At 69.9% G+C, this 21877-nt stretch carries 19 protein-coding genes and 1 rRNA gene; 10 read left to right on the top strand and 10 right to left on the bottom strand.

The window, feature by feature from the left end; all coding sequences use genetic code 11:
• Window positions 1-402 precede the first annotated feature (402 nt).
• From pstB to pstS, 4 genes are all read right to left on the bottom strand, one after another.
• Window positions 403-1179 carry a phosphate ABC transporter ATP-binding protein PstB gene (gene pstB, locus ACWC21_RS40815; RefSeq protein WP_450889839.1) on the bottom strand — a complete coding sequence of 259 codons (777 nt, stop codon included), beginning with the start codon at window positions 1177-1179 and terminating at the stop codon, window positions 403-405.
• Between the two features lie 70 nt (window positions 1180-1249).
• Window positions 1250-2311: a phosphate ABC transporter permease PstA gene (pstA, locus tag ACWC21_RS40810; RefSeq protein ID WP_450889837.1), complete on the bottom strand. Its 1062-nt coding sequence runs from the start codon at window positions 2309-2311 to the stop codon at window positions 1250-1252.
• A complete protein-coding gene (gene pstC, locus ACWC21_RS40805) occupies window positions 2308-3315 on the bottom strand; it encodes a phosphate ABC transporter permease subunit PstC (RefSeq protein WP_450889835.1) in 1008 nt (335 codons plus the stop codon). The genes pstA and pstC overlap by 4 nt, the downstream gene beginning before the upstream one ends.
• 127 nt (window positions 3316-3442) lie before the next feature.
• The gene (gene pstS / locus ACWC21_RS40800; protein WP_450889833.1) at window positions 3443-4570 is read right to left on the bottom strand and encodes a phosphate ABC transporter substrate-binding protein PstS; all 1128 of its coding nucleotides are present in this window, start codon (window positions 4568-4570) and stop codon (window positions 3443-3445) included.
• Window positions 4571-4865: 295 nt separating this feature from the next.
• On the opposite strand from pstS, the gene ACWC21_RS40795 reads away from it, so the two are divergent.
• Entirely contained in the window at window positions 4866-6461 is a 1596-nt protein-coding gene (locus ACWC21_RS40795) for an FAD-binding oxidoreductase (RefSeq protein ID WP_450889832.1), read from the top strand.
• A gap of 57 nt (window positions 6462-6518) precedes the next feature.
• Here ACWC21_RS40795 and ACWC21_RS40790 read toward each other — a convergent pair whose 3' ends face one another.
• The 3 genes from ACWC21_RS40790 to ACWC21_RS40780 form a co-directional block, all read right to left on the bottom strand.
• A complete protein-coding gene (locus ACWC21_RS40790) occupies window positions 6519-7229 on the bottom strand; it encodes a phosphatase PAP2 family protein (RefSeq protein WP_450889830.1) in 711 nt (236 codons plus the stop codon).
• Between the two features lie 233 nt (window positions 7230-7462).
• Window positions 7463-8482, bottom strand: a complete 1020-nt coding sequence (locus ACWC21_RS40785; RefSeq protein ID WP_450889828.1) for a C40 family peptidase — start codon at window positions 8480-8482, stop codon at window positions 7463-7465.
• Between the two features lie 195 nt (window positions 8483-8677).
• On the bottom strand, window positions 8678-9460 hold the full coding sequence (locus tag ACWC21_RS40780) for a trypsin-like peptidase domain-containing protein (RefSeq protein WP_450889827.1): 783 nt from the start codon (window positions 9458-9460) through the stop codon (window positions 8678-8680).
• Between the two features lie 465 nt (window positions 9461-9925).
• Between ACWC21_RS40780 and ACWC21_RS40775 the strand changes: the two genes are divergently transcribed.
• Complete coding sequence (locus ACWC21_RS40775) at window positions 9926-10174, top strand: DUF397 domain-containing protein (RefSeq protein ID WP_450889825.1); 249 nt, start codon at window positions 9926-9928, stop codon at window positions 10172-10174.
• Between the two features lie 230 nt (window positions 10175-10404).
• On the opposite strand, the gene ACWC21_RS40770 is transcribed toward ACWC21_RS40775, so the two are convergent.
• Entirely contained in the window at window positions 10405-11310 is a 906-nt protein-coding gene (locus ACWC21_RS40770; RefSeq protein ID WP_450889824.1) for an oxidoreductase, read from the bottom strand.
• Window positions 11311-11399: 89 nt separating this feature from the next.
• Here ACWC21_RS40770 and ACWC21_RS40765 point away from each other — a divergent pair, with 89 nt between their 5' ends.
• The 8 genes from ACWC21_RS40765 to ACWC21_RS40730 all read left to right on the top strand — a co-directional run bounded on the left by ACWC21_RS40765 (window position 11400) and on the right by ACWC21_RS40730 (window position 21178).
• A complete protein-coding gene (locus ACWC21_RS40765) occupies window positions 11400-12002 on the top strand; it encodes a TetR/AcrR family transcriptional regulator (protein ID WP_450889822.1) in 603 nt (200 codons plus the stop codon).
• 250 nt (window positions 12003-12252) lie between these two features.
• Complete coding sequence (locus ACWC21_RS40760) at window positions 12253-13590, top strand: S53 family peptidase (RefSeq protein WP_450889820.1); 1338 nt, start codon at window positions 12253-12255, stop codon at window positions 13588-13590.
• 439 nt (window positions 13591-14029) lie between these two features.
• Window positions 14030-14338 (top strand): hypothetical protein, encoded by a 309-nt coding sequence (locus ACWC21_RS40755; protein ID WP_014673544.1) that lies wholly within the window; start codon window positions 14030-14032, stop codon window positions 14336-14338.
• 198 nt (window positions 14339-14536) lie between these two features.
• Window positions 14537-15358 (top strand): hypothetical protein, encoded by an 822-nt coding sequence (locus tag ACWC21_RS40750; RefSeq protein ID WP_450889819.1) that lies wholly within the window; start codon window positions 14537-14539, stop codon window positions 15356-15358.
• The gene (locus tag ACWC21_RS40745; protein ID WP_450889818.1) at window positions 15348-16661 is read left to right on the top strand and encodes a hypothetical protein; all 1314 of its coding nucleotides are present in this window, start codon (window positions 15348-15350) and stop codon (window positions 16659-16661) included. The genes ACWC21_RS40750 and ACWC21_RS40745 overlap by 11 nt, the downstream gene beginning before the upstream one ends.
• The gene (locus ACWC21_RS40740; RefSeq protein WP_389155216.1) at window positions 16658-18217 is read left to right on the top strand and encodes an SCO6880 family protein; all 1560 of its coding nucleotides are present in this window, start codon (window positions 16658-16660) and stop codon (window positions 18215-18217) included. Before ACWC21_RS40745 ends, ACWC21_RS40740 begins: the two co-directional genes overlap by 4 nt.
• A gap of 14 nt (window positions 18218-18231) precedes the next feature.
• The gene (locus ACWC21_RS40735; protein ID WP_450889816.1) at window positions 18232-19659 is read left to right on the top strand and encodes an ATP-binding protein; all 1428 of its coding nucleotides are present in this window, start codon (window positions 18232-18234) and stop codon (window positions 19657-19659) included.
• Window positions 19660-19669: 10 nt separating this feature from the next.
• Window positions 19670-21178 (top strand): type VI secretion protein, encoded by a 1509-nt coding sequence (locus ACWC21_RS40730; RefSeq protein WP_450889815.1) that lies wholly within the window; start codon window positions 19670-19672, stop codon window positions 21176-21178.
• A 3-nt stretch (window positions 21179-21181) separates the two neighbouring features.
• Here ACWC21_RS40730 and ACWC21_RS40725 read toward each other — a convergent pair whose 3' ends face one another.
• Together ACWC21_RS40725 and rrf are read right to left on the bottom strand one after the other, a co-directional pair.
• The gene (locus ACWC21_RS40725; RefSeq protein WP_450889814.1) at window positions 21182-21727 is read right to left on the bottom strand and encodes a GNAT family N-acetyltransferase; all 546 of its coding nucleotides are present in this window, start codon (window positions 21725-21727) and stop codon (window positions 21182-21184) included.
• 68 nt (window positions 21728-21795) lie between these two features.
• A 5S ribosomal RNA gene (gene rrf / locus ACWC21_RS40720) occupies window positions 21796-21877 on the bottom strand; the annotation flags it as partial.

Here is a 21877-nt window from a genome sequence, read left to right as displayed (position 1 = left end):
TACCCGCCGCTCTTCCGATCTCGTGACGGTCGGCTGAGAAGTCCCCCACCTGGGGCTCCGCCCCAGACCCCGGCGGGGACTCCGTCCCCTGCACCCCTGGCGGGGCTCCGCCCCATACCCGGGCGGACTCCCCCGCACCCCTGCGAGCTCCGCCCCATACCCGGGCGGACCTCCGTCCCCCGCACCCCTGCGAGCTCCGCCCCATACCCGGGCGGACCTCCGTCCCCCGCACCCCTGCAGGCTTGGGCGGGGCTTGCGGGAGCGGAGTCCCCGGCGGAGCCGGCAGGGGGACGGCGAACCGCCGGACGGCGATGGGCCCGCCCCCGGGAGCCGGGGGCGGGCCCTTGCATCCTCACGGTGGCACCGCCATGCAGCACCGCGAGGGGTCATCGAAATCCCGGCTCAGCCGAAGCGCCCCGAGATGTAGTCCTCCGTCGCCTGAACCGACGGGTTGGAGAAGATCCGCTCCGTGTCGTCAATCTCGATCAGCTTCCCCGGCTGCCCGACCGCCGCGAGGTTGAAGAACGCGGTACGGTCCGACACGCGCGCGGCCTGCTGCATGTTGTGCGTCACGATGACGATCGTGAACCGCTCCTTCAGCTCACCGATCAGGTCCTCGATGGCCAGCGTGGAGATCGGGTCCAGCGCCGAGCACGGCTCGTCCATCAGCAGCACCTTCGGCTCCACCGCGATCGCCCGCGCTATGCACAGCCGCTGCTGCTGACCACCGGACAGCCCCGAACCGGGCTTGTTCAGCCGGTCCTTGACCTCGTTCCACAGGTTCGCGCCCTTGAGCGACTTCTCGACGATGTCGGCGAGCTCGCTCTTCTTGTAACTCCCGTTCAGCCGCAGCCCCGCCGCCACGTTGTCGAAGATCGACATCGTGGGGAACGGGTTCGGCCGCTGGAACACCATGCCGACCTCGCGCCGCACCGACACCGGGTCGATCCCGGCCCCGTACAGGTCCTCGTCGTCGAGCATCACCTTGCCCTCGACCCGGCCGCCCGAGGTGACCTCGTGCATACGGTTCAGCGTGCGCAGGAACGTCGACTTCCCGCAGCCGGACGGCCCGATGAACGCCGTCACCGAGCGCGGCTCGACCGTCATCGAGATGTCCTCGATCGCCTTGTGGGAGCCGTAGTACGCGGTGAGTCCGCTCACGTCGATTCGCTTGGACATAACTACTTCACTTCCAGACTCTTCAGTCGCTGAGGGGGCCGCCACGCGGCGGTAGCCGCTAATTGATGCCTTAGCGACCGGTCTTGGGAGCCTTCCAGCGGGCAATGCCCCGGGCCACCATGTTGAGGATCATCACGAAGGCGATCAGCGTGAGGGACGCCGCCCACGCGCGGTCGTACGCCGCGTTGGCACCCGCGCTCTGCGAGTACTGCTGGTAGATGTACAGCGGCAGCGACGACTGCGCACCCTCGAAGGGGTTGTTGTTGATGAACGGGTTGCCGAACACCAGCAGCAGCACCGGAGCGGTCTCACCGGCGATACGGGCGACGGCGAGCATGACGCCGGTGATGACGCCGCCGATCGAGGTCGGCAGGACCACCTTCAGGATGGTGCGCCACTTCGGCACACCGAGCGCCAGCGACGCCTCACGCAGCTCGTTCGGTACGAGCTTGAGCATCTCCTCGGTGGAGCGGACCACGACCGGCATCATCAGGATGGCCAGGGCCAGCGAACCGGCGAAGCCGAAGGGCTGCATGTCGAAGATCAGCATCAGGCTGAGGATGAACAGACCGGCGACGATCGACGGGATACCGGTCATCACGTCGACGAAGAACGTGACGGCCTGCGCGAGCCTGCCCCGCCCGTACTCCACCAGGTAGACGGCGGTGAGGATGCCGATCGGCGCGCCGATCAGGGTGGCGAGGCCGACCTGCTCCAGGCTGCCGATGATGGCGGCGTAGATGCCGCCGCCCGGCTCGGAGTCGGCGACGACGCCCATGGAGTGGGTCAGGAAGTAGATGTCGAGGACCTTCACGCCGCGGACGAGGGTCACCCAGATCAGGGAGACCAGCGGGACGACGGCGAGCAGGAAGGCGACCCAGACGAGGGAGGTCGCGACGCGGTCCTTGGCCTGGCGGCGGCCCTCGACGCGGGCGGCGATGCCGAACGTGCCGAGGACGAACAGGAGCGCGGCGATCAGGCCCCACTGGACCTTGCTGTCCAGGCCGGCGGCGAGACCGATGCCGGCCGCGACGACGAGGGACCCGGCGGCGATGGCCCAGGGCGACCACTTCGGGAGGCTGGCGCCGCGCAGCGTGCTGGGGCGCTTGTCGGCGATGCTGGCGGTGCTCATGCGTTGGCCCCCGAGTACTCCTTGCGGCGGGCGATGATCGCGCGGGCCGCGCCGTTGACCACCAAGGTGATGACGAACAGGACCAGGCCGGAGGCGATCAGCGCGTCACGGCCGTCCTGCGTCGCCTCGCTGAACTTGCTGGCGATGTTCTGGGCGAAGGTGCCGCCGCCCGGGTCGAGCAGACTGGCCTGGATGTCGAAGGTCGGGGAGAGCACGGTGGCGACCGCCATCGTCTCGCCGAGCGCGCGGCCGAGGCCGAGCATCGAGGCGGAGATCACGCCGGAGCGGCCGAAGGGCAGCACCGACATGCGGATGACCTCCCAGCGCGTGGCGCCGAGGGCCAGCGCGGCCTCCTCGTGCATCTGCGGGACCTGCCGGAAGACCTCGCGGCTGACGTTGGTGATGATCGGCAGGATCATGATCGCGAGCAGGACGCCGACGGTGAGCATCGAGCGGGGGGCGCCGCCCTGCCAGGAGAAGATCCCGGTCCAGCCCAGGTAGTCGTTCAGCCACCCGAACAGCCCGGTCATGTGCGGTACGAGGACCAGGGCGCCCCACAGGCCGTACACGATGGACGGCACGGCGGCGAGCAGGTCGATCACGTACGCGACGGGGCCGGCCAGCCTGCGCGGCGCGTAGTGCGTGATGAACAGCGCGATGGCGACCGCGACCGGAACCGCGATGGCCATGGCGACGATCGAGGAGACGATCGTGCCGAAGGCCAGCACCGCGATACCGAAGACCGGTGGCTGGAGGTTGGTGTTCCACTCGAAGGTGGTCAGGAAGTTGCCGTGGTCCTTGCTGATCGCGAGGGAGGCGCGGTAGGTGAGGAAGACCGCGATCGCGGCCATGATCACCAGCAGCAGGATGCCCGAGCCGCGGGAGAGGCCGAGGAAGATGCGGTCACCGGGGCGGGTCGCGCCGCGGGCGTTCCGCTTCTGCTCGGCCACCGTCGGTTCGGGGACGGAGGAAGGTACGTCGGTTGGCTTCGTCGATATGTCCATCGGGTTCTCCGGTCTGCGGAGCCGTCTGCGGTGGGCGGCTCGGTGGAGCCGTACACGGGGTGCGGCTCCTGGCGGCGGTGCACCGGAAGGTGCGGCCCGGCTCCGGGGGAGCCGGGCCGCACTCGGGTCAGCTCAGGCCCTCGATGGTGCTGCGGACCTTGGCGATGATCGCGTCGGGGACCGGCGCGTAGCTGATGCCGGACAGGATCTTCTGGCCGTCCTCGCTGGCGATGTAGCGCAGGAAGGCCTTGGTGGCGGGCAGGGTGTCCGCCTTGTTGCCCTTGTCACAGACGATCTCGTAGGTGACCAGGGTGATCGGGTAGGCGCCCTCGGCCTTGGTCTTGTAGTCCAGCTGGAGCGACAGGTCCTTGCCCTGGCCGACGACCTTCGCGGCGGCGATGTCGGCGGTGGCGCTCTCGGTGCTGGGCGCGACCGGCTTGCTGGCACCGGTGTCGATGGAGACGGCCTTGACGCCGTCCGAGACGTAGGAGAGCTCGAAGTAGCCGATGGCGCCGGAGGTCTGCTTCACCTGCTGGGCCACACCCGCGGACTGCGGGGCGGACTGGCCGCCCTTGGCCTGCCAGGCCTTGCCGCCGGAGTACTTCCAGTTGTCCGGGGTGGTGGCCTTCAGGTACTTGGTGAAGTTGTCCGTGGTGCCGGACTCGTCCGAGCGGTGGAACGCCTGGATCTTCAGGTCGGGCAGCTTGACGCCCTTGTTCAGCGCGGCGATCGCCGGGTCGTTCCACTTGGTGATCTTGCTGTCGAAGATCTTGGCGAGGGTCGGCGCGTCCAGGACGAGGTTGTCCACACCGGGGACGTTGTAACCGACGGCGATCGGACCGCCGACCATCGGCAGGTCGATGCCCTCACCGCCCTTGCAGACGCTCTTGGAGGCCTTGACCTCTTCGGGCTTCAGCGCGGAGTCGGAACCGGCGAAGGCGACCTGACCCTGTGTGAACGCGGTGACGCCGGCGCCGGAGCCGCCGCCCTTGTAGTTGATCTGCACGCCGCAGGCCTGGGAGAAGTTCTTCACCCACGCGTCGATCGCGTTCTTCTGCGCCGAGGAGCCGTCGGCGAGCAGCTGGCCCTTGGCGTTGTCACACTTGATCGAGCTGGCGTTCGTCGTCGACGAAGAACCGTCGCTCGCCTTCGTACCCGTGTCGTCGGAGCCGCACGCCGTCAGGGCCAGGGCGCCGGAGACGGCCACAGCACCGAGGGAAAGGGCGCGGAGCCGGTTCTTGCGCTGAAGCTTCACTTTCGGGAGTTCCTTCCAGGAGCCGCCACCGTCGGCGGCGTGCGAAGTCGTTGTAGTGCCGCAGCGCGCCGCGAAGGCCGCACTCAGCACCTGGTACGGCCGAAATTAGGCAGAACAGGTGAAGCGGCCGATGGCCGGAAGTGAACGCAGGGTGAACCTGTGCCGTCGGCCCGGTGAGGTCACGGAATGCTCACGGGGAGGGCACGTGGAGGTTCCGACCGCCGGGTTACGTATGGTGGAACCTTTGGCCCCGGGCTTCCGTCTCGTTCCACGGGAGCCGACGAAGGGCACGGACATGGAACGGCGTACGTTCATCACGGGCGGCGCGGCCGCGATCACTGCGGCCGCGGTGGTGGGATGCAAGGGGGGCGGCGGTTCCTCCGCCGGATCCGCGACCGGCACGGCGACCACCTCGGACACGTCGGCCAAGGCTCTTACGTCCACATCGTCGCGTACGCCCCTCAAGACCACCAACGCTGCGGTCGCCGCCAACTGGGCCGGTCTCGCCCGCGACCTCGACGGCACCCTGGTCCGCCCCGGCGACGCGTCCTGGAAGACCGCCCACCAGCTGTACAACACCCGCTTCGACGGCCTGAAACCGTCGGCCGTCGCCTACGTCGCCCACGCCGAAGACATCCGGACGACGCTGTCCTACGCCCGCGCCCACGGCATACGCGTGGCGATACGCAACGGCGGCCACTCCTACGCGGGTTGGTCCTCCGGCGACGGCCGCCTCATAGTCGACGTCTCCAAGCTGAACCGGGTCCGGGTCAGCGGCCAGGAGGCGGTGGTCGGCGCCGGCTCCAAGCTGATCGACGTGTACCGGGCGCTCGCGGCCAAGGGCGTGACGATCCCCGCCGGTTCCTGCCCCACCGTCGGCGTCTCCGGCCTCGTCCTCGGCGGCGGGCACGGGGTCGTCTCCCGCGCGTACGGCCTCACCTGCGACAGCCTCACCCAGGCGACCCTCATCACCGCCGACGGCAAGCAGCTCACGGCGAACGCGACGACGAACAAGGACCTCTTCTGGGCCCTGCGCGGTGCCGGCAACGGCAACTTCGGCGTCGTCACGGAACTCCACTTCAAGACCCACCCCGCCCCGCAGGCCGTCACCGGCTACCTGACCTGGCCCTGGGCGAAGGCCGCCGCGGTGGTCAAGGCCTGGCAGGAGTGGGGCCCGGCCCAGCCCGACGAGATCTGGTCGTCCCTGCACCTGGCGAACACCCCGGGACACACCCCGACGATCTCCGTGGCCGCCTTCTCCCTGGGCACCTACGGCGAACTGAAGAACGCGGTGGACCGCCTCGCGGACAAGGTGGGCGCGAACGCGAGCAGCGTCTCGCTCCACCGCCGCGGCTACGAGGAGGCCATGGAGATCTACGCCGGCTGCTCCTCCTTCTCCACCTCCGCCCAGTGCCACCTCCCCGGCTCGACCCCCGGACGCTCACCGCAGGGCGCACTGGGCCGCGAAACGTACGCCGCCCGCTCGGACTTCTTCGACCGCTCCCTCTCGGCGGCCGGGATCCAGACCCTGCTGGCCCAGGTGAAGTCGGTGCGCGGCGGCGCGGGCAGCATCGCGCTCACCGCCCTCGGCGGCGCGGTCAACCGCGTCTCCCCCACGGCCACGGCCTTCGTCCACCGCCGCTCCCGCATGCTGGCCCAGTACATCGCCTCCTGGGGCGCGGGGGCCTCCGGCACGACGGCCCAGTCCTGGCTGACGTCGGCCCACGACGCCATGAAGCCGTACGCCTCCGGCGCCGCGTACCAGAACTACACCGACCCGACGCTGACGAACTGGCGGAAGGCCTACTACGGGGACGCGGCGACGAAGCTGGCCCAGGTGAAGAAGACCTACGACCCGGAGCGGTTCTTCAGCTACCCGCAGGGGCTGTAGGAACCGGGGCCGCCTCGGCGCCCGCACCCGCGGGCGCCCCGAGGCCGTACAGCGAGGTCAGGCCGCGAGGTCCCGCTCCTCCGAGGCCAGGGACTTCCGCGCCCCGGGAACCAGTGCGTCCCCGGCCGCGCCGCCCGACGACCGCCGCCGAACCACCCACCCCACCCGGGGCGACCGCTCGACGGCCCGCATCACCGGGGTGAGCAGGGCCATCGCCGGCGGCGACAGCAGCAGTGCCACCGCGGTCCCGAGCGCGAACCCGCCGACCACGTCGGTCGGATAGTGCACCCCCATGTACACCCGGCAGAAACCCTCGAACAGCGCCAGCCCGATCCCGAGGAGCCCGAACCTCCGGTTGGCGACGAACAGGCCGACGGCCACCGCCATGGTCAGGGTCGCGTGATCACTCACGAACGAGTAGTCGTTCTTCCCGGAGACGAGCACATCCAGACCCTGGTGGTCGACGAAGGGCCGGGGCCGCTCCACGAAGCCGCGAATGGGCACGTTCACCAGTACGGCGATACCGGCGGCCAACGGCGCCCACACGAGCGCGGCGACCGAACCGGCCGCCTCGTCCCCGCTGCCGGCCCGCCGCCGCACGGACCACCAGCACCAGACCACCAGCAGCACCATGGCGAGCAACAGCCCGTACTCGCCCACGAACTCCATCACCCGGTCGAACCACCCGGGCGCGTCCTTCGCCAGTCCGTTGATGTCGTACAGCAGGTCGACGTCGGGGTTAGATCCGGAATCGGCGAGTACAGCCATGGTGCTGCGGCCCCTTCGTCGTTCTCCGGGCGCACCTCGCGTGCGCCGCTCCTACCCACCCCCGTGGTTTCGTAGATCCGCTTCCGCTGCACTGACGCACTGACGTCCGCTCGGCTACGTCAACAGGAACGCACGTCCCCTGTCCCAACGTTCCACTCTCCACCGAAAGATCACGCAGACGTTATCGAAGAGAGACTCATCGCTGCAGCTCAGGGGGCGGGTTCACGCTCAGCTCACACCTTGGTGGGGAGTGCTTTCGCGCCATCTTCGGTTACCCGGGTGGCCCCGAAGTAGTCCGGGGTGTCGATCGGGTCGAACCGGATCACGGCACCCGTTCTCGGCGCGTCGATCATGTACCCGCCGCCCACGTAGATCCCCACGTGCCGGATGGCCCGGGAGTCGGTGAGGTCGTCGGAGAAGAACACCAGATCCCCCGGCAGCAGTTCGTCACGCTTGGGGTGCGGTCCCGCGTTGTACTGATCATTGGCGACCCGTGGAAGAGTGATCCCCACGGTCTCGTACGCGGCCTTGGTCAACCCCGAACAGTCGAACCGTCCTCCCTGGTCAGCGGTGCCGTTACCGCCCCAGAGATAGGGCGTGCCGAGCTTCTTCTGCGCGAAGGCGATGGCCCCGGCGGCCTGCTGGCTGGGATCGACACGGGTGACCGGTGCGGCGAAGCTCTTCTCCAGGGTGGTGATCGTCTTCACGTAGTTCTGCGTCTCACCGTACGGCGGCACGCCCCGGTACCTGATCACCGCGTCCGCGCCCGCGTTGTAGGCGGCGAGCATGTTCTCGGTGATGTTCCCCGGGACGGTCTTCACGTACGAGGCGAGCTGGCAGTCGTACGAGGCGGCCGATGGAATCGCGTCATTCGGGTCCCACACGTCCCGGTCCCCGTCGCCGTCACCGTCGACACCGTGCGTGGCCCAGGTCCCCGGGATGAACTGCGCGATCCCCTCCGCCTTCGCCGGGCTCTTGGCGTTCGGGTTGAATCCGCTCTCCTGGTACAACTGGGCGCCGAGCAGCGCGGGGTTGAGGGCGGGACACAGATTGCCCCACTTCTGCACGAGCGTCTGGTAAGCGGCGGGCACGGCCCCCTTGGCGAGGGCGACGGCCCCGCCGCCCGCCCCGCCCGCGAGGTTCCCGGCGACGACGTACACCCCGACCACGAGCAGCATGACGAAGCTCAGCCCGAGCCCGACCGCAAGCCCACCGACCACCCAAACTTTCCGCACGGCCCAACCCTCCCCCATCCGCGCCCGCTTCAAGTCCGCTTTCGCCTCGCGCCGACCGGCTCAGTCGGCATTTCGGCGTATGCGCGCCGCCGATTCGTCAGAGTAGCCGCTGATCTGACCGCACATCAGAGCGCGTCGGCGCGGCCGGGCCGGCCTCGAGGGCTGAGCAGTGGCGTGGGGCCGCCCAGTCGGCGCGCGGCTCACGCGCCGTCCTCACGGATCGGCCTCCGCCTCCCGGTAGAGCCTGGCCGCTTCCGCCCCCAGCACCACGCTGTACGAGATGTCGGCCGTCGAGCCGCCCTCCTCGTGGCCGCCCAGGACGCCCACGACCTGGTTGTCGCCGTTGACCCACGGACTGCCGCTCGTGCCGCCGGTGAAGTCGGGGCAGGAGATCCGCTGCTGGGTGCTGCTGTGCAGGCGAGGCTTGTTCGTGCAGGTGATCGGGGCCTCGCGGGAGTTGGGATAGCCGGTGACCGTCACCGCGGTGGCGCCGGTGGCGACGCCGGTCGCGAAGCGGTTGGCGCCGACCACGTCCTCTATCTCCTTGCCCTTCTCCCCTCCCATCCCCTCCACCACCGCGAACGCCACGTCGCTGTCCTCGTCCTGGTCCTTGGACCACCCGTCCCCCAGGAACCGCCTCTTCACCTTCCACTCCCCGTAGGGCGCCTTCCCGCCCCGGTACCCCGGAACGAAGACCAGGTCGCCGGCGTCGTCACCGTCCACGCAGTGCGCGGCCGTGACGATGAGGTTGTGGTGGGTGGCGTGCACGACCGACGCGGTGCAGAAGTGCCCCCCGGCGAGCTTGCCGGCCCGGTCCGCGTCGAAGAGTGCGCCGACCCGCGCGCTCGGTCTGGTCACGGCGGTCACGACGGTGACCCCGAAGGGCCCCGGCCCGTCGTCGGCCGCCGCCACGGATGCCGACGTGAGCGCCAGCAGCACAACCGTTCCGAGCAGCGCGGGACGTGAGGTGACCGAGATGCGTGAGGTGCGCTTCATCAGGCCCACTGTGTCCCTCGAAGGTGAGAATCCGTGCCTTGCTTACCTGAGATTTGCCCGTGAACCGCTGTCGCCGTCGGCCCGGCGGCAATCGGCCCACAACCACTTCCCCCCTGGGAAGCCCCCAACTCCCGCAAGGCGGATACCCCCCAGACGTCCGCGCAGGCCCGAGGAGACGGAGTGCGTGGGGGACGGGTGTGGCGGTGGGCGTTGGTGAGGCACTCGGCGGTCAGGAGCCCGGCGGTGGGGGTGAGCGCGGGGAGGCCGTGCGCGGCCGGGACGGTGGGACGACCTGCGCGGGTGGTTCCCGGTGCGCGTGGATCACGCGGGAGTTGGGGGGCGCAGGACGGGGCCGGGGATACGGTGGGCGTGGACCGGCACCCCACCGCCTCCACTCCGCAGTCCTCGGCACCGCCCCGAGCGCCTTCCGCACCCTGCTCGTCGCCCTCACGAAGGAGACCCGCGATGCCTGATCTCCCGCCCGACCTCGTCTGGGAGCGCGCCGCTCCGCCGGAGGCGACCGGTCCGGGGCCCTGGATCGAGATCGCCTTCGGCGCGGGGGACGACGGGGAGGCCCCCGTCTACATCCGCGAGACGAGCGACCCGGACAACGTGGTCACCACCAACCGCCGCAAATGGGACGCTTTCGTACTCGGCGTGCAGGCGGGCGAGTTCGACCACTTCGTGGAGGGCGCACAGGACACGCAGCCCTAGGGGGTGTCCGGCGCATCAGGCCGCAGACGCGGGGCTTGGCACGCCCTCCCCCACTCTCGGCTCCGCTCGAGCGGGGGGGACCCCCATCGCGTCGACGCCCTCCTCCGCCTTGCAACTGGACGCTCCCCCACGCTCGAACCGAGCTCGCGCGGGGGCACCCCCATTCGCCCCGCTCACCAGCGCCGATGAGGCACCGCCCGTGCCCTGCGACCTGATCCGCCGGACAGGCCCTAGCGGGCCAGCGCCAGCGGCCACCGCACCCCGGTCAGTTCCTCCGACAGTGCCCACAGCCGCCGGGCCGCCGCCGGGTCGCTCGCTGCCGTGCTGCGGCCGACGAGCGTGGGGGCGCCCCGCATCTCGAGGGGTCCGTCGGGGCCGACGTAGCTCCCGCCGGGGAGGTCCTGGGTCGCGGCGTACAGGGTGGGCAGCGCACCCGCCCGGTCGTCCTGGGCCAGGAGCCGGTTGCCGAGCCCCATGAGGGCACGGGCCACCGGGTTCGCGTGGTGGCTCTGGAGGTTGGTGGCCGCCCAGCCGGGGTGGGCGGCGAGGGCGCGGACGGGGGAGCCGGACTCGGCCAGACGGCGCTGGAGTTCCAGGGTGAACAGGAGGTTCGCCAGCTTGGACTGGGCGTAGGCCCGCTGCGGCGTGTACGTGCCGGTGAGGTTCGGATCGTCGAAACGGATCGTGCCGTCGCCCCAGCGGTGGGCGCCGGAGGAGACGGTCACCACCCGGTCCCTGACATGAGGCAGCAGCAGGTTCGTCAGGGCGAAGTGGCCGAGGTGGTTCGTGCCGAACTGCATCTCGAAGCCGTCCTTGGTCCGCTGCTCGGGGAGCATCATCACGCCCGCGTTGTTGATCAGCAGATCGATCGGCCCGCCCTGCCAGGAGTCGGCGAACTCCCGGACGGAGGACAGGTCGGCGAGGTCGAGCCGGCGCACCTCCGTGACGCCGGTCACCCGCGCGGCTGCGGCCCTGCCGCGTTCGAGGTCCCGGACGGCGAACACCACGTGCGCGCCGGCGCGGGCCAGCGCGTCGGCGGTGGCGAAACCGATACCGCTGTTGGCGCCGGTGACGACGGCGGTGCGGCCGGAGAGGCCGGCGAGGTGGGTCGCGTTCCATGTGGTCTTGTCAGCCATGACCCCAAAGTAGGCGCCGTCAACAATGATGTCAATGACAACAATGATGGCGATGCCAACTATGCTGTCGCTGACTACATGCCGATACCATGGTCCGCATGCCCGAGAGCCGCCCCTATCACCACGGAGACCTGCGTGCCGCCCTTCTCACGGCCGCCGAGCGCACCCTGCGCGACCGGGGGGCCGGCGCGCTCTCCCTGCGTGAACTGGCCCGGGAGGTGGGGGTGAGCCACGCCGCTCCCGGCCGCCACTTCAAGGACAAGCAGGCCCTGCTCGACGCCCTGGCGCTGGCCGGTTACGAACGGCTGGCCGGGGCACTGGAGGCCGCGGACGATCCCGGACTCCCGCTGGAGCCACGGTTGACGGGACTGGCCAAGGCCTACGTCGGGTTCGCCGTGGAGAACGCCGCCCTGCTGGAGCTGATGTTCGCGCTCAAGCACGACCCCGGCGCCTCCGCACAGCTGGCCGAAGCCGTCGACCGCTCCGTCGGGGCCTTCGAACGGCTGGTCGCGGACGCGCAGACCCGGGGGGAGATCGTCGCGGGCGACCCGGAACGCATCACTCTCGTCGCCGGCGCGAGCATCCACGGACTCGCCGTCTTCGCCGCCAACGGCTCGATACCGACGGAGCAGCTGCTGGCCGGCCTGGACGAGCACGTGCACCACCTGCTGCACGGCCTCAAGCCCCGCTGAGCGCCCGGCACCCAGGCTGTGACCGGGCTGTGCGCCGGGCCAAGCGCCTCCCATCCCGGTGCCATCCGCCCCCCAATGATCAGTAAGCCGGGCGTCCGTTTCGGTAAGGCAGGAGTCAGGATTCCGCCACCTGCCTTGTTGTCGCGTACTCAACAAGCAATCGTCGTGGCGGGCCGCCGCCCCCACCGGTGAGCACATCGGTGGTCCCCCACCCGCAGGCCCCTGCCCACCCTCCCCAGGAGGCTGTACGTTGCGTACGACCACCCTCGACTCCCCCCACATAACCGGCAGATGGCGACGAATCGGCTCCGCAGCCGTCGCCACCGCCGCGCTCGTGTTCACCGGACTGGGCACCGCCGCCCAGGCGAGCGCCGCGACCCCCACGGCCACGCACGCCACCTCCGCGAAGGTGACCTGGGCCGCCACCCCCTGCGCCACGCCCAAGCACAAGGGCGACCTGGCCTGCAACTCCTTCCGCGTCACCGGCGGCACCACCGCCTTCGAGAAGGCACAGGCCGAACGGACCGGCAAGATCGCCAAGGTCACACCCAAGGCCGCCGCCGCAACCCCCACCGGTTACGGCCCCAGCGACCTCCAGGACGCCTACGGCCTGACGGACGCCGCCGCCTCGAACGGCTCCGGCGAGACCATCGCGATCGTCGACGCCTACGACGACCCGAACGCCGCGGCCGACCTCGCGAAGTACCGCTCGAACTACGGCCTCCCCCCCTGCACCACCTCGAGCGGCTGCTTCAAGAAGGTCAGCCAGACCGGCTCGACCACCTCCCTGCCCTCCGCCGACAGCGGCTGGGCCCAGGAGGAGTCCCTCGACCTGGACATGGCCTCCGCGATCTGTCCCCAGTGCAGCATCCTGCTCGTCGAGGCCAAGTCCGCCTCCATGGCCAACCTCGGCACCGCGGTCAACGAGGCGGTCAAGCTCGGCGCCAAGTTCGTCTCCAACAGCTACGGCGGCTCCGAGTCCTCCAGCGACACCTCGTACGACTCCTCGTACTTCAACCACCCCGGCGTCGCGGTCACCGTCAGCGCCGGTGACGAGGGCTACGGCGCGGAGTACCCGGCCGCGTCGAAGTACGTGACCGCCGTCGGCGGCACCGCCCTGTCCACCTCCTCGGTCTCCCGCGGCTGGACCGAGAGCGTCTGGAGCACCAGCAGCACCGAAGGCACCGGCTCCGGCTGCTCCTCGTACGACGCCAAGCCCAGCTGGCAGACCGACACCGGGTGCGGCAAGCGCGCCGTCGCCGACGTCTCGGCCGTCGCCGACCCCGCCACCGGCGTCGCGGTCTACGACTCCTACGGAGTCACCGCCGGCTGGTACACCTTCGGCGGCACCAGCGCCGCCGCCCCGATCATCGCCGGCGTCTACGCCCTCGCGGGCACCCCGGGCAGCGGCGACTACCCCGCCGAGTACCCGTACGAGTCGGCCGGCACCTCGGCTCTCAACGACGTCACCACCGGCAGCAACGGCAGCTGCTCCGCGAGCGCGAGCTACCTGTGCACCGCCCGGTCCGGCTACGACGGCCCCACCGGCTGGGGCACCCCGGAGGGCACCGGCGCCTTCACCGGGTGAGCTCCACGGCACGACCTCCCCGTCGGGTCACGGGGGAGCCGCCACAGCGAGGGGTACGTGGGGCCCCCTCGGCGGCACGCAAGGGAACGGGTCACGGCAACCGGCCGTGACCCGTTCCTCTTTCTGGGCCTCGGCCGCCGCCGGGGCCCCTTCCTCGTGAGACCATCGTCCCGGGACCGTCACCCGACCAGCCGTCAGAAAACGTTGCCAGTCGTAGAGAAGCACAACGACACAACCACACGGCAGGTTCCGCCCAGGCCTCATTGCCCGGCGTGACCTGCCGTGATACACAGAGTGACCATACGAGTCATTAGCACGAAACCGGTCCGACAATGACGCCAAGTCGACATACGGCGGCGGGATTGTCGGCGACAATGAGGCCTGACCTCTGCACACCGCAGGGGGACTGCGGAACAACCCACCAGGGGCGGTGACTTACATGCTCTTTGCGGCCGACAAGGGAGACATCAACACCATCATCGGCGGAATCGCTCCGGACTGGGGCCCGTTCGGCAGCCTGGGCAACGAAGCCAAGGTGATGATCGAGGTGGTGATGGCCGTGGCGATCCTGCTCTGCCTCGGCATCGCCGTCTGGGGCGCGGCAAAGCAGCGCATCGGTGCGACGGCCCTGCGGGACACGTTCAGCGCCGAACAGGGCAAAGGCCTCATCATCGCCGGTCTGACGGGCGTCTTCATCATCGGTTCCCTCGGCACGCTGTTCACCATCGTGTACGGAATGGCCGTGTAACGGTCGCCGGCTCCTCCAGTCCTCCGGGCACGCCCGGCCCCCACCACCCCACCCGCCCGTCGTGCCCACCGGCTGAGGTTGCGTTTCCCTGATGTCGAGTCACCACACCGCGCCCGCGCGGGAACCAGCACGGCTACCGTCGTACTTCTACGTGTTCCGGTACGAGGTCGAGGTCGAGGTCGAGGGGGCGTACGCGGCATGAGTCTCGGGGACGAGCAGGGTTACGGCGGCGCGGGCGAGACCAGAACCCGCCTGCCCGAACGGGAGACCGACCCCTACGGCGGGGCCCGCCGAGGCGGTCGGTCATCCTCCAGGAGCCTGGTCACGGTCGTCGGCGTGGTCGTCCTCCTCGTCGCGGCGATCGCCTTCGCGAACCGCGGCGACGATGCCTCCGGCGGTGACGCCGGGCCAGCGGACAAGCCCCACGCCGCCCCCACCGCGGCCAGCGGAACCAAGCCGGTGGCCGCGAAGACCGGGGGGATCCCGACGGGGTACTCGCGGGATCAGCAGGGGGCGGAGAGTGCGGCGGCGAACTACTCTGTGGCGCTGGGTTCGGCCGAGATGTTCAGCGCCGATCGGCGGCACGAAATCGTCGACACCGTCTATGCCCCCGATGTAGCAGCCCGCAGGCAGCCCGCCATGGACAAGGCCTACTCCAGCAAGTCGTTCCTCACCAACATCGGGCTGAACAAGGACGGCAGCGCGCCGAGCGGCCAGACCTTCGTCTCGCGGGTCATCCCGGTGGGCACCAAAGTCACTGCCATGACCGGGGACAACGCCACCGTGCAGGTCTGGTACACCTCGCTGTTCGGCCTGTCCGGCGGAGCCTCGACCAATCCGGTCACCGAGAGTTGGTACACCACCACGTACGAGATGAAGTGGGCCGACAACGACTGGAAGATCACGGACTTTCAGCAGAAGGACGGCCCTGTTCCAGTTGGCCGCGACCAGAAGGCCTCCACCGCTGACGACATGACGAAGGCCGTCGAGGAGTACGGAGGGTTCACGTATGCGCGCTAGCCACCGCATGCTCAAAGTGACAGCGGTGTTCGCCGCGACGCAGACCGCCATGGTGCTGCTCGCTTCGCAAGCCGTCGCCCGACCTACTCCGTCCCCGTCCAAGAGCAACGATCCTTGTGACCTCATTCGCGGCGCAGCCAAGTCGTACTGCGAAAAAGGCAACACCAAACCCGGCATCACCACCAACACCCCCGCCGACAGCACCCTCGACCCCCTCTCCTCCCTGGCCAAGGGCTGCGCGGAGGCCGCGTCGTGGACGATCGACAAGCTCAGTGACGCGGTGAAGGAGACGGCCAACGTCGACTTCACGAACCAGAAGTTCCTCCAGCAGTACGCGGTGGTCTTCGCCGCGTCGACGATCCTCACGCTCCTGCTGTGGCTGCTGGCCGTGGCCAAGCGGGCCGTGCGCGGCGTTCCGTTCACCACCGCCATCTCGGAAGCCGTCGGGTTCCTCTGGCTGACCGTGCTGGCCAGCGCGTTCACACCGCTGATCCTCTACACGGTCGTATCGGCCACCGACGGGGTCACGGACGTTCTCGCCAAAGCCACCGGTGACCAGACCGACACGTTCTTCGGAACGTTCTCCGGCGCCCTGGGCAAGGGCAACGACATCGGCGGCGGCCCGATCATGCTGATCGTCGTGTCCCTGGTCAGCATCCTCGCCGCCGGCATCCTCTGGCTGGAGCTCGTCATCCGCGCCGCCCTGCTCTACGTCGGCGCCCTCCTCGGCACCGTCGTCTACGCGGGCCTGGTGGACAAGAACCTGTGGGGACACGTCCGGCGCTGGGCCGGGATCATGATCGCGGTCATCCTGGTGAAGCCCGTCATCGTCATCGTGCTGGGTCTCGCCGGAGCACTCTCCGGCGACAACGGCCCGGACTCCTTCTCAGCGGTCGTCTCCGGCCTCGCCATCATCCTGCTCGCCATCTTCGCGAGCGCGATGATCTACCGTTTCGTACCGGGCTTCGGCGACGAGATCGCCAGCGGCCGCAACAACCGGATCATGCAGGGCGCCGAGGGCAAGGCCGCCGCGGTCATCAGCTCCCCGGCGACCATGGTGGCCCAAGGCATCAAGACGCACAGCACCCGCGCCGACAGCAACGGCGGAGGCGGCCAGTCGTCCAGCGCCCCCCGGCCGGCCAACCCGGCCTCCGGCGGGGTCGCCGCGCACAGCGGCCGTACCTCGGGCGGCGGAGCCGTTCCGTCCGCCGCGCCGGCGCCGCGCTCCCCGAGCCCGGCCAACACCCCGCACGCAAGCAACACCCGCAACAGCAGCAACCGCACGGGAGGTGAAGGGCGTTGACGACCCAGTCCCACATGTCCCATCCGGTCACGCCCCGCCGTACGTATCTGATCGGCCGCGCGCGACCGAACGGGATCATCGGCCGGAACCGCGAGTCGGGCGAGATCGCCCTGATCATCGCGGGCGCGTTCCTCGGCATGATGTGCGGGCTCCTCGTCCCCGTCCTGTCGCTGCGGATCGTGCTGCTGACGGGCTTTCCGATGCTGGCGCTGGCGGCCGTGTACGTGCCGTACAAGCGCCGCACCTTCTACAAGTGGTTCGAGATCAACCGCAGCTTCAAGCGCACCGTCAAGCGGGCCGCCGTCTACCGCTCCGACGTGATGGAGGCCGGCACGCGCCTGGACGGGCGTGAGGTCGAGATCGGGCCGCCCCCCGGCATCGGGCGGATCAGCTGGCTGGCCGCGCCGTTCGGGCCGGACGAGATCGCCGTACTGCTGCACGCCGACCGCAAGACCGTCACCGCCGCCATCGAGATCGAGGGCCCGGGCGTCGGCCTGCGCGACTCCGAGGACCAGGAGGCCCTGGTCGACCGGTTCGGCACCCTGCTCAAGCACGTGGCGAACGGCGACGGCTTCGTCACCCGCCTGCAGATGCTCGCCCGCACCCTCCCGGCCGACCCGGACGCCCACGCCAAGGACGTCACCCAGCGCGGGGACGAGCGTGCCCCGGGATGGCTCAGGCAGTCCTACGACCAGCTGCAGTCGATGGTGTCCACCAGCAGCGAGCAGCACCGCGCCTACCTCGTCGCCTGCATGCACTACTCACGCGAGCTGGCCGCCGAGGCGCAGGCCATGGCCCGGGCGGCCCGGCCGCAGGGCGGGCGGAAACTGGACCGGGACGCGGGGCTCGCGGTCGTCATGGCCCGTGAGCTGACCGACATCTGCTCACGGCTGCAGGAGGCCGACATCCGGGTCCGCCAGCCCCTGGGCCAGGGGCGCCTGGCGTCACTCATCCACTCCATGTACGACCCCGACCACCCGATCGACCACATCCAGGCGATGACGCAGCGCAACGCCTGGCCGGCCGAGCTGGACGCCATGGAGCCCACCTACCTCCAGGCGAAGACCCGGGAGTCCACGACCCGCGCGCCCTGGTGCCATGCCACGGCGTGGGTGAAGGAGTGGCCGATGACCCCGGTCGGCGTCAACTTCCTGGCGCCGCTCCTCGTCCACACCCCGGACGTGATCCGCACGGTCGCCGTGACGATGGACCTGGAACCCACCGAGCTCGCCATCGAACGGATGCTGACCGAGAAGACCAACGACGTGGCGGAGGCGTCCCGCGCGGCCAAGATGAACCGGACGGTGGACCCGCGCGACGTCGCCGCCCACAACCGTCTGGACCAGCGCGGCGAGGACCTCGCCAGTGGCGCCGCCGGAGTGAACCTCGTCGGCTACATCACCGTCTCCTCGCGCTCCCCGGAGGCGCTGAACCGCGACAAGCGCACGATAAGGGCGTCCGCCGGAAAGTCGTACCTCAAGCTGGAGTGGTGCGACCGCGAGCACCACCGCGCGTTCGTGAACACGCTGCCGTTCGCCACCGGAATCCGAAGGTAGGGGTTGATGCCCTGATGCGGGACCCGCTGTCCGCCATCACCGACGCCTTCACGTCCTTCCTCTTCGGGAAGGTCGAGACGACCCGGCTGCCGGTGCGCACCTCCACGGGCCAGGCCCAGGCCGTCTACCTGCCGACCGCCGCCCCCGGCCTCGGCGACTCGGGCGTCATCATCGGCCGCGAGGTGTACTCCGGGAAGGGCTACATCTACGACCCGTTCCAGCTGTACGGCCAGCAGCTCCCCGCCCCGCACTGGCTGGTCCTCGGCGAGTCCGGCAACGGCAAGTCGGCCCTGGAGAAGACGTATGTGCTGCGTCAGCTGCGCTTCCGCGACCGCCAGGTCGTCGTCCTCGACGCGCAGGGCGAGGACGGGGTGGGCGAGTGGAACCTCATCGCGGAGGAACTGGGGATAACCCCCATCCGGCTCGACCCCACGGCGGCCCTGAACCACGGGATCCGGCTCAACCCCCTGGACCCGTCGATCACGACGACCGGTCAGCTGGCGCTGCTGCGCACCATCGTCGAGGTCGCGATGGGCCACGGCCTCGACGAGCGTTCCGGCTTCGCGCTGAAGGTCGCCCACTCGTTCGTCAACGAGACGATCGTCGACCGCCAGCCCGTGCTCTCCGACATCGTCGAGCAGCTACGGCACCCGGAGCCCGAGTCGGCCGAGGCGATGAACGTCGCCATAGACGACGTACGGGCCTGGGGACTCGACGTCGCCCTGGTGCTGGACCGGCTGGTCGACGGTGACCTGCGGGGCATGTTCGACGGACCGACCACGGTCGGCATCGACCTCGACGCCCCGCTGATCGTCTTCGACCTCTCCCACATCGACCGCAACTCCATCGCCATGCCCATCCTGATGGCGATCGTCGGTGTCTGGCTGGAGCACACCTGGATCCGCCCCGACCGGAAGAAGCGCATCTTCCTGGTCGAGGAGGCCTGGCACATCATCAACAGCCCGTTCGTCGCGCAGCTCTTCCAGCGGCTGCTGAAGTTCGGACGCCGGCTGGGTCTGTCGTTCGTGGCGGTGGTGCACCACCTGAGCGACGTGGTGGACGGGGCGGCGGCGAAGGAGGCCGCGGCCATCCTGAAGATGGCGTCGACGCGGACGATCTACGCCCAGAAGGCGGACGAGGCTCGTGCGACCGGCAGAGTGCTCGGGCTGCCCCGCTGGGCGGTGGAGATCATCCCGACGCTCACCCCGGGCATCGCGGTCTGGGACGTCAACGGCAACGTGCAGGTCGTCAAGCACCTGGTGACGGAGACGGAACGCCCCCTGGTCTTCACCGACCGCGCGATGACCGAGTCGTCCAGCGACCTCGAGCCGTACGACGACGCCCTGCGCGCCGCCGAACTGGAGGCGGAGCAGCGGGCGGCGGCCTTCGTGGAACAGCACATCGGCGACCTGGACGGGTCGTCGGAGTCGACGGTGGCGTAAGGGAGGCGGCGTGAGACCCGACGACCGCGACCACGGGCGGGGACGCCGGGAGGGCCAGGGCGGCATCCCCGACGGCCTGCTGATCGGCCTGCTCGCCTTCCTGCTCGGTATGACCCTGCTGGTGTGGACGGCGACGGGTCTCGCGGGCTGGTTCGCGGGCGGCGCGTGGCCGTCCGGGGTCACCTTCACCCATACGCCGACGGCCATGCGCCATCTCATCGCCCGACCCCACGACATGACCGGCGCCTGGCCGGACACCCCGGCGGACCAGCTGTCGGGGTACGGGCTGTTCTGGGGGCTGTTCATAGGGCAGCTGATGGTGCTGTTCGTGCTGACCGTGTTCGTGATCGGCACGGTGGCCCGGTGGCGGGCCGGGCGGGTCCGGCGGAGGCTCGACAAGGGGGCGGTGCCGGGAGCGGTACCGGAGGCGGCGGTGGCTTCCGCGGCGTCGGCACCAGTGGTTCCCTACGAGGTTCCCCAGCCTGTGCACGAGATTCCCCAGCCTGTGCACGAGATTCCCGAGCCTGTGCACGAGGTGCCTGCGCCCAGGAGGGGACCGAAGCCTGAGGAGCCTCCTACCTTCACGAGCCGCTCCGAAGGCGCGGTGCTGTACGGCGCCCCCGCGGACCGTCAGGCCGGCGCGGCCCAGGCCATCCGCGACGCCGAAGGTCCCCTCGTCGTGGTCAGCTCCAATGCCGCGCTCTGGCAGGAGACCAAGGACGCGAGAGCGAAACTGGGCCCTGTCCTCCTCTACGATCCCGCCCACCTCTGCGACACACCGGCCCGTCTGCACTGGTCCCCGACCGCGGGCTGCGGGGACAAGCAGACGGCGGTCCAACGAGCGGCCGCCCTGCTCACCCCGGTCCGACCGACCGCCCGGCTGGACCAGGCGGTCAGCGACACCGCCGAGACGCTCCTGCGCAGCTACCTCCACGCCGCCGCCCTCGACAACCGCAGCATCCGCCACGTTCACCGCTGGGCCCAGGGCACCCAGATCCAGGACGCGGTCCGTGCCCTGCGTACGCACCCGAAGGCGGCTCCCGGCGCCGCGGGCGAGCTGGAGGCCGCGCTCACCTCGCACCCCGACCGCCGGGACATGGCACACGAGTTGACGAGCCGTGCCCTGTCGGCGCTGTCCACGGTCAACATCCGCGAGGCCTGCACGGCAAACCGAACTGATGCCCTTGCCTTGGATTCCTTCGTCGACGAAGGGGGCACGCTTTATGTGCTCGGTGAATCCATCGAGGACCCCAGGACGACGCCCGGTGCGATGCCCTTCCTGACGGCCCTCGTCTCCAGCGTGGTCGAGCACGGCCGGCGCATGGCCGAACGGTCATCCTCCGGTCGGCTCGACCCACCACTCACCCTGGTCTTGGAGGACGTCGCGGCCGTCGCCCCGATCTCCCAGCTCCCGGACCTCCTGTCCACGGGAACGGACCGCGGCCTGCCCACGCTGGCCCTGCTCCGCTCCCGCGAACAGGCCCGCAGCCGCTGGCCGCACGACGAGCTGCCGGTGTGAGGGTCAGTCGCGTTCGAGCAGGAACTCCAACTCGTGCTGGGCAGCGTTTCTGGCGAACGGCAGGGTGACACCGCTCGGCACGAACCCCGCCCTGCGGTAGAAGCGCTGCGCACGCCCGTTGTCCTCGTGGACCGTGAGCCGCATCCGTTCGGCGCCGGCCGCCCAGGCCCACTGGGCTGCCTCGTCGAACAGCACCTCCGTCAGCCCGCACCCACGGTGCTCGGGCCGCATGTACACGCCGACGATGTGGCCCTGCCGTCGATCCACGGGATGCCCGGCCAAATCCTTGCTCCCGGGTTCCTCCATGAGCACGGTGAGGGTGCCGACCCACTCGCCGTCGGGCCCTTCCACGACGAACTGCCGGGCCGTCGAGGACTCCTCCGATCCGCCGGCCGCCCGCTCCTGCCAGAAGGAATCCGGCTTGGCCAGGGACTCCTCGTAGGTCTCCATGAAGGCGAGGTCTGCGACCGGATCCTGGAGCGCGAGCAGCCGCAAAGACCTGACAGAGGGCCACTCGTCGGCACGTATGGGGCGGATGACGTAGTTCATGCGCCTCACAGTAGCCGGAAACAGAAAAAGGCCCACACCGTTTTCGGCGTGGGCCTTTCCCAAGAATTGTTCGGCGGTGTCCTACTCTCCCACAGGGTCCCCCCTGCAGTACCATCGGCGCTGTGAGGCTTAGCTTCCGGGTTCGGAATG

The organism is Streptomyces sp. NPDC001348, from assembly GCF_053597535.1.
Note: the sequence above shows the minus strand (reverse complement) of the source record. Positions and strands in the feature narration are given on the sequence as shown.

Bases quoted from the DNA above. Each gene is read 5' to 3' on its own strand.
- ACWC21_RS40795 (WP_450889832.1), top strand. From the start codon at position 4,866: ATGGAACGGCGTACGTTCATCACGGGCGGCGCGGCCGCGATCACTGCG.
- ACWC21_RS40775 (WP_450889825.1), top strand. From the start codon at position 9,926: ATGCCTGATCTCCCGCCCGACCTCGTCTGGGAGCGCGCCGCTCCGCCG.
- ACWC21_RS40785 (WP_450889828.1), bottom strand. From the start codon at position 8,482: ATGGGGGAGGGTTGGGCCGTGCGGAAAGTTTGGGTGGTCGGTGGGCTT.
- ACWC21_RS40780 (WP_450889827.1), bottom strand. From the start codon at position 9,460: ATGAAGCGCACCTCACGCATCTCGGTCACCTCACGTCCCGCGCTGCTC.
- ACWC21_RS40750 (WP_450889819.1), top strand. From the start codon at position 14,537: ATGAGTCTCGGGGACGAGCAGGGTTACGGCGGCGCGGGCGAGACCAGA.
- pstC (WP_450889835.1), bottom strand. From the start codon at position 3,315: ATGGACATATCGACGAAGCCAACCGACGTACCTTCCTCCGTCCCCGAA.
- pstB (WP_450889839.1), bottom strand. From the start codon at position 1,179: ATGTCCAAGCGAATCGACGTGAGCGGACTCACCGCGTACTACGGCTCC.
- ACWC21_RS40790 (WP_450889830.1), bottom strand. From the start codon at position 7,229: ATGGCTGTACTCGCCGATTCCGGATCTAACCCCGACGTCGACCTGCTG.
- ACWC21_RS40770 (WP_450889824.1), bottom strand. From the start codon at position 11,310: ATGGCTGACAAGACCACATGGAACGCGACCCACCTCGCCGGCCTCTCC.
- ACWC21_RS40765 (WP_450889822.1), top strand. From the start codon at position 11,400: ATGGTCCGCATGCCCGAGAGCCGCCCCTATCACCACGGAGACCTGCGT.
- ACWC21_RS40755 (WP_014673544.1), top strand. From the start codon at position 14,030: ATGCTCTTTGCGGCCGACAAGGGAGACATCAACACCATCATCGGCGGA.
- ACWC21_RS40725 (WP_450889814.1), bottom strand. From the start codon at position 21,727: ATGAACTACGTCATCCGCCCCATACGTGCCGACGAGTGGCCCTCTGTC.
- pstA (WP_450889837.1), bottom strand. From the start codon at position 2,311: ATGAGCACCGCCAGCATCGCCGACAAGCGCCCCAGCACGCTGCGCGGC.
- ACWC21_RS40735 (WP_450889816.1), top strand. From the start codon at position 18,232: ATGCGGGACCCGCTGTCCGCCATCACCGACGCCTTCACGTCCTTCCTC.
- ACWC21_RS40745 (WP_450889818.1), top strand. From the start codon at position 15,348: ATGCGCGCTAGCCACCGCATGCTCAAAGTGACAGCGGTGTTCGCCGCG.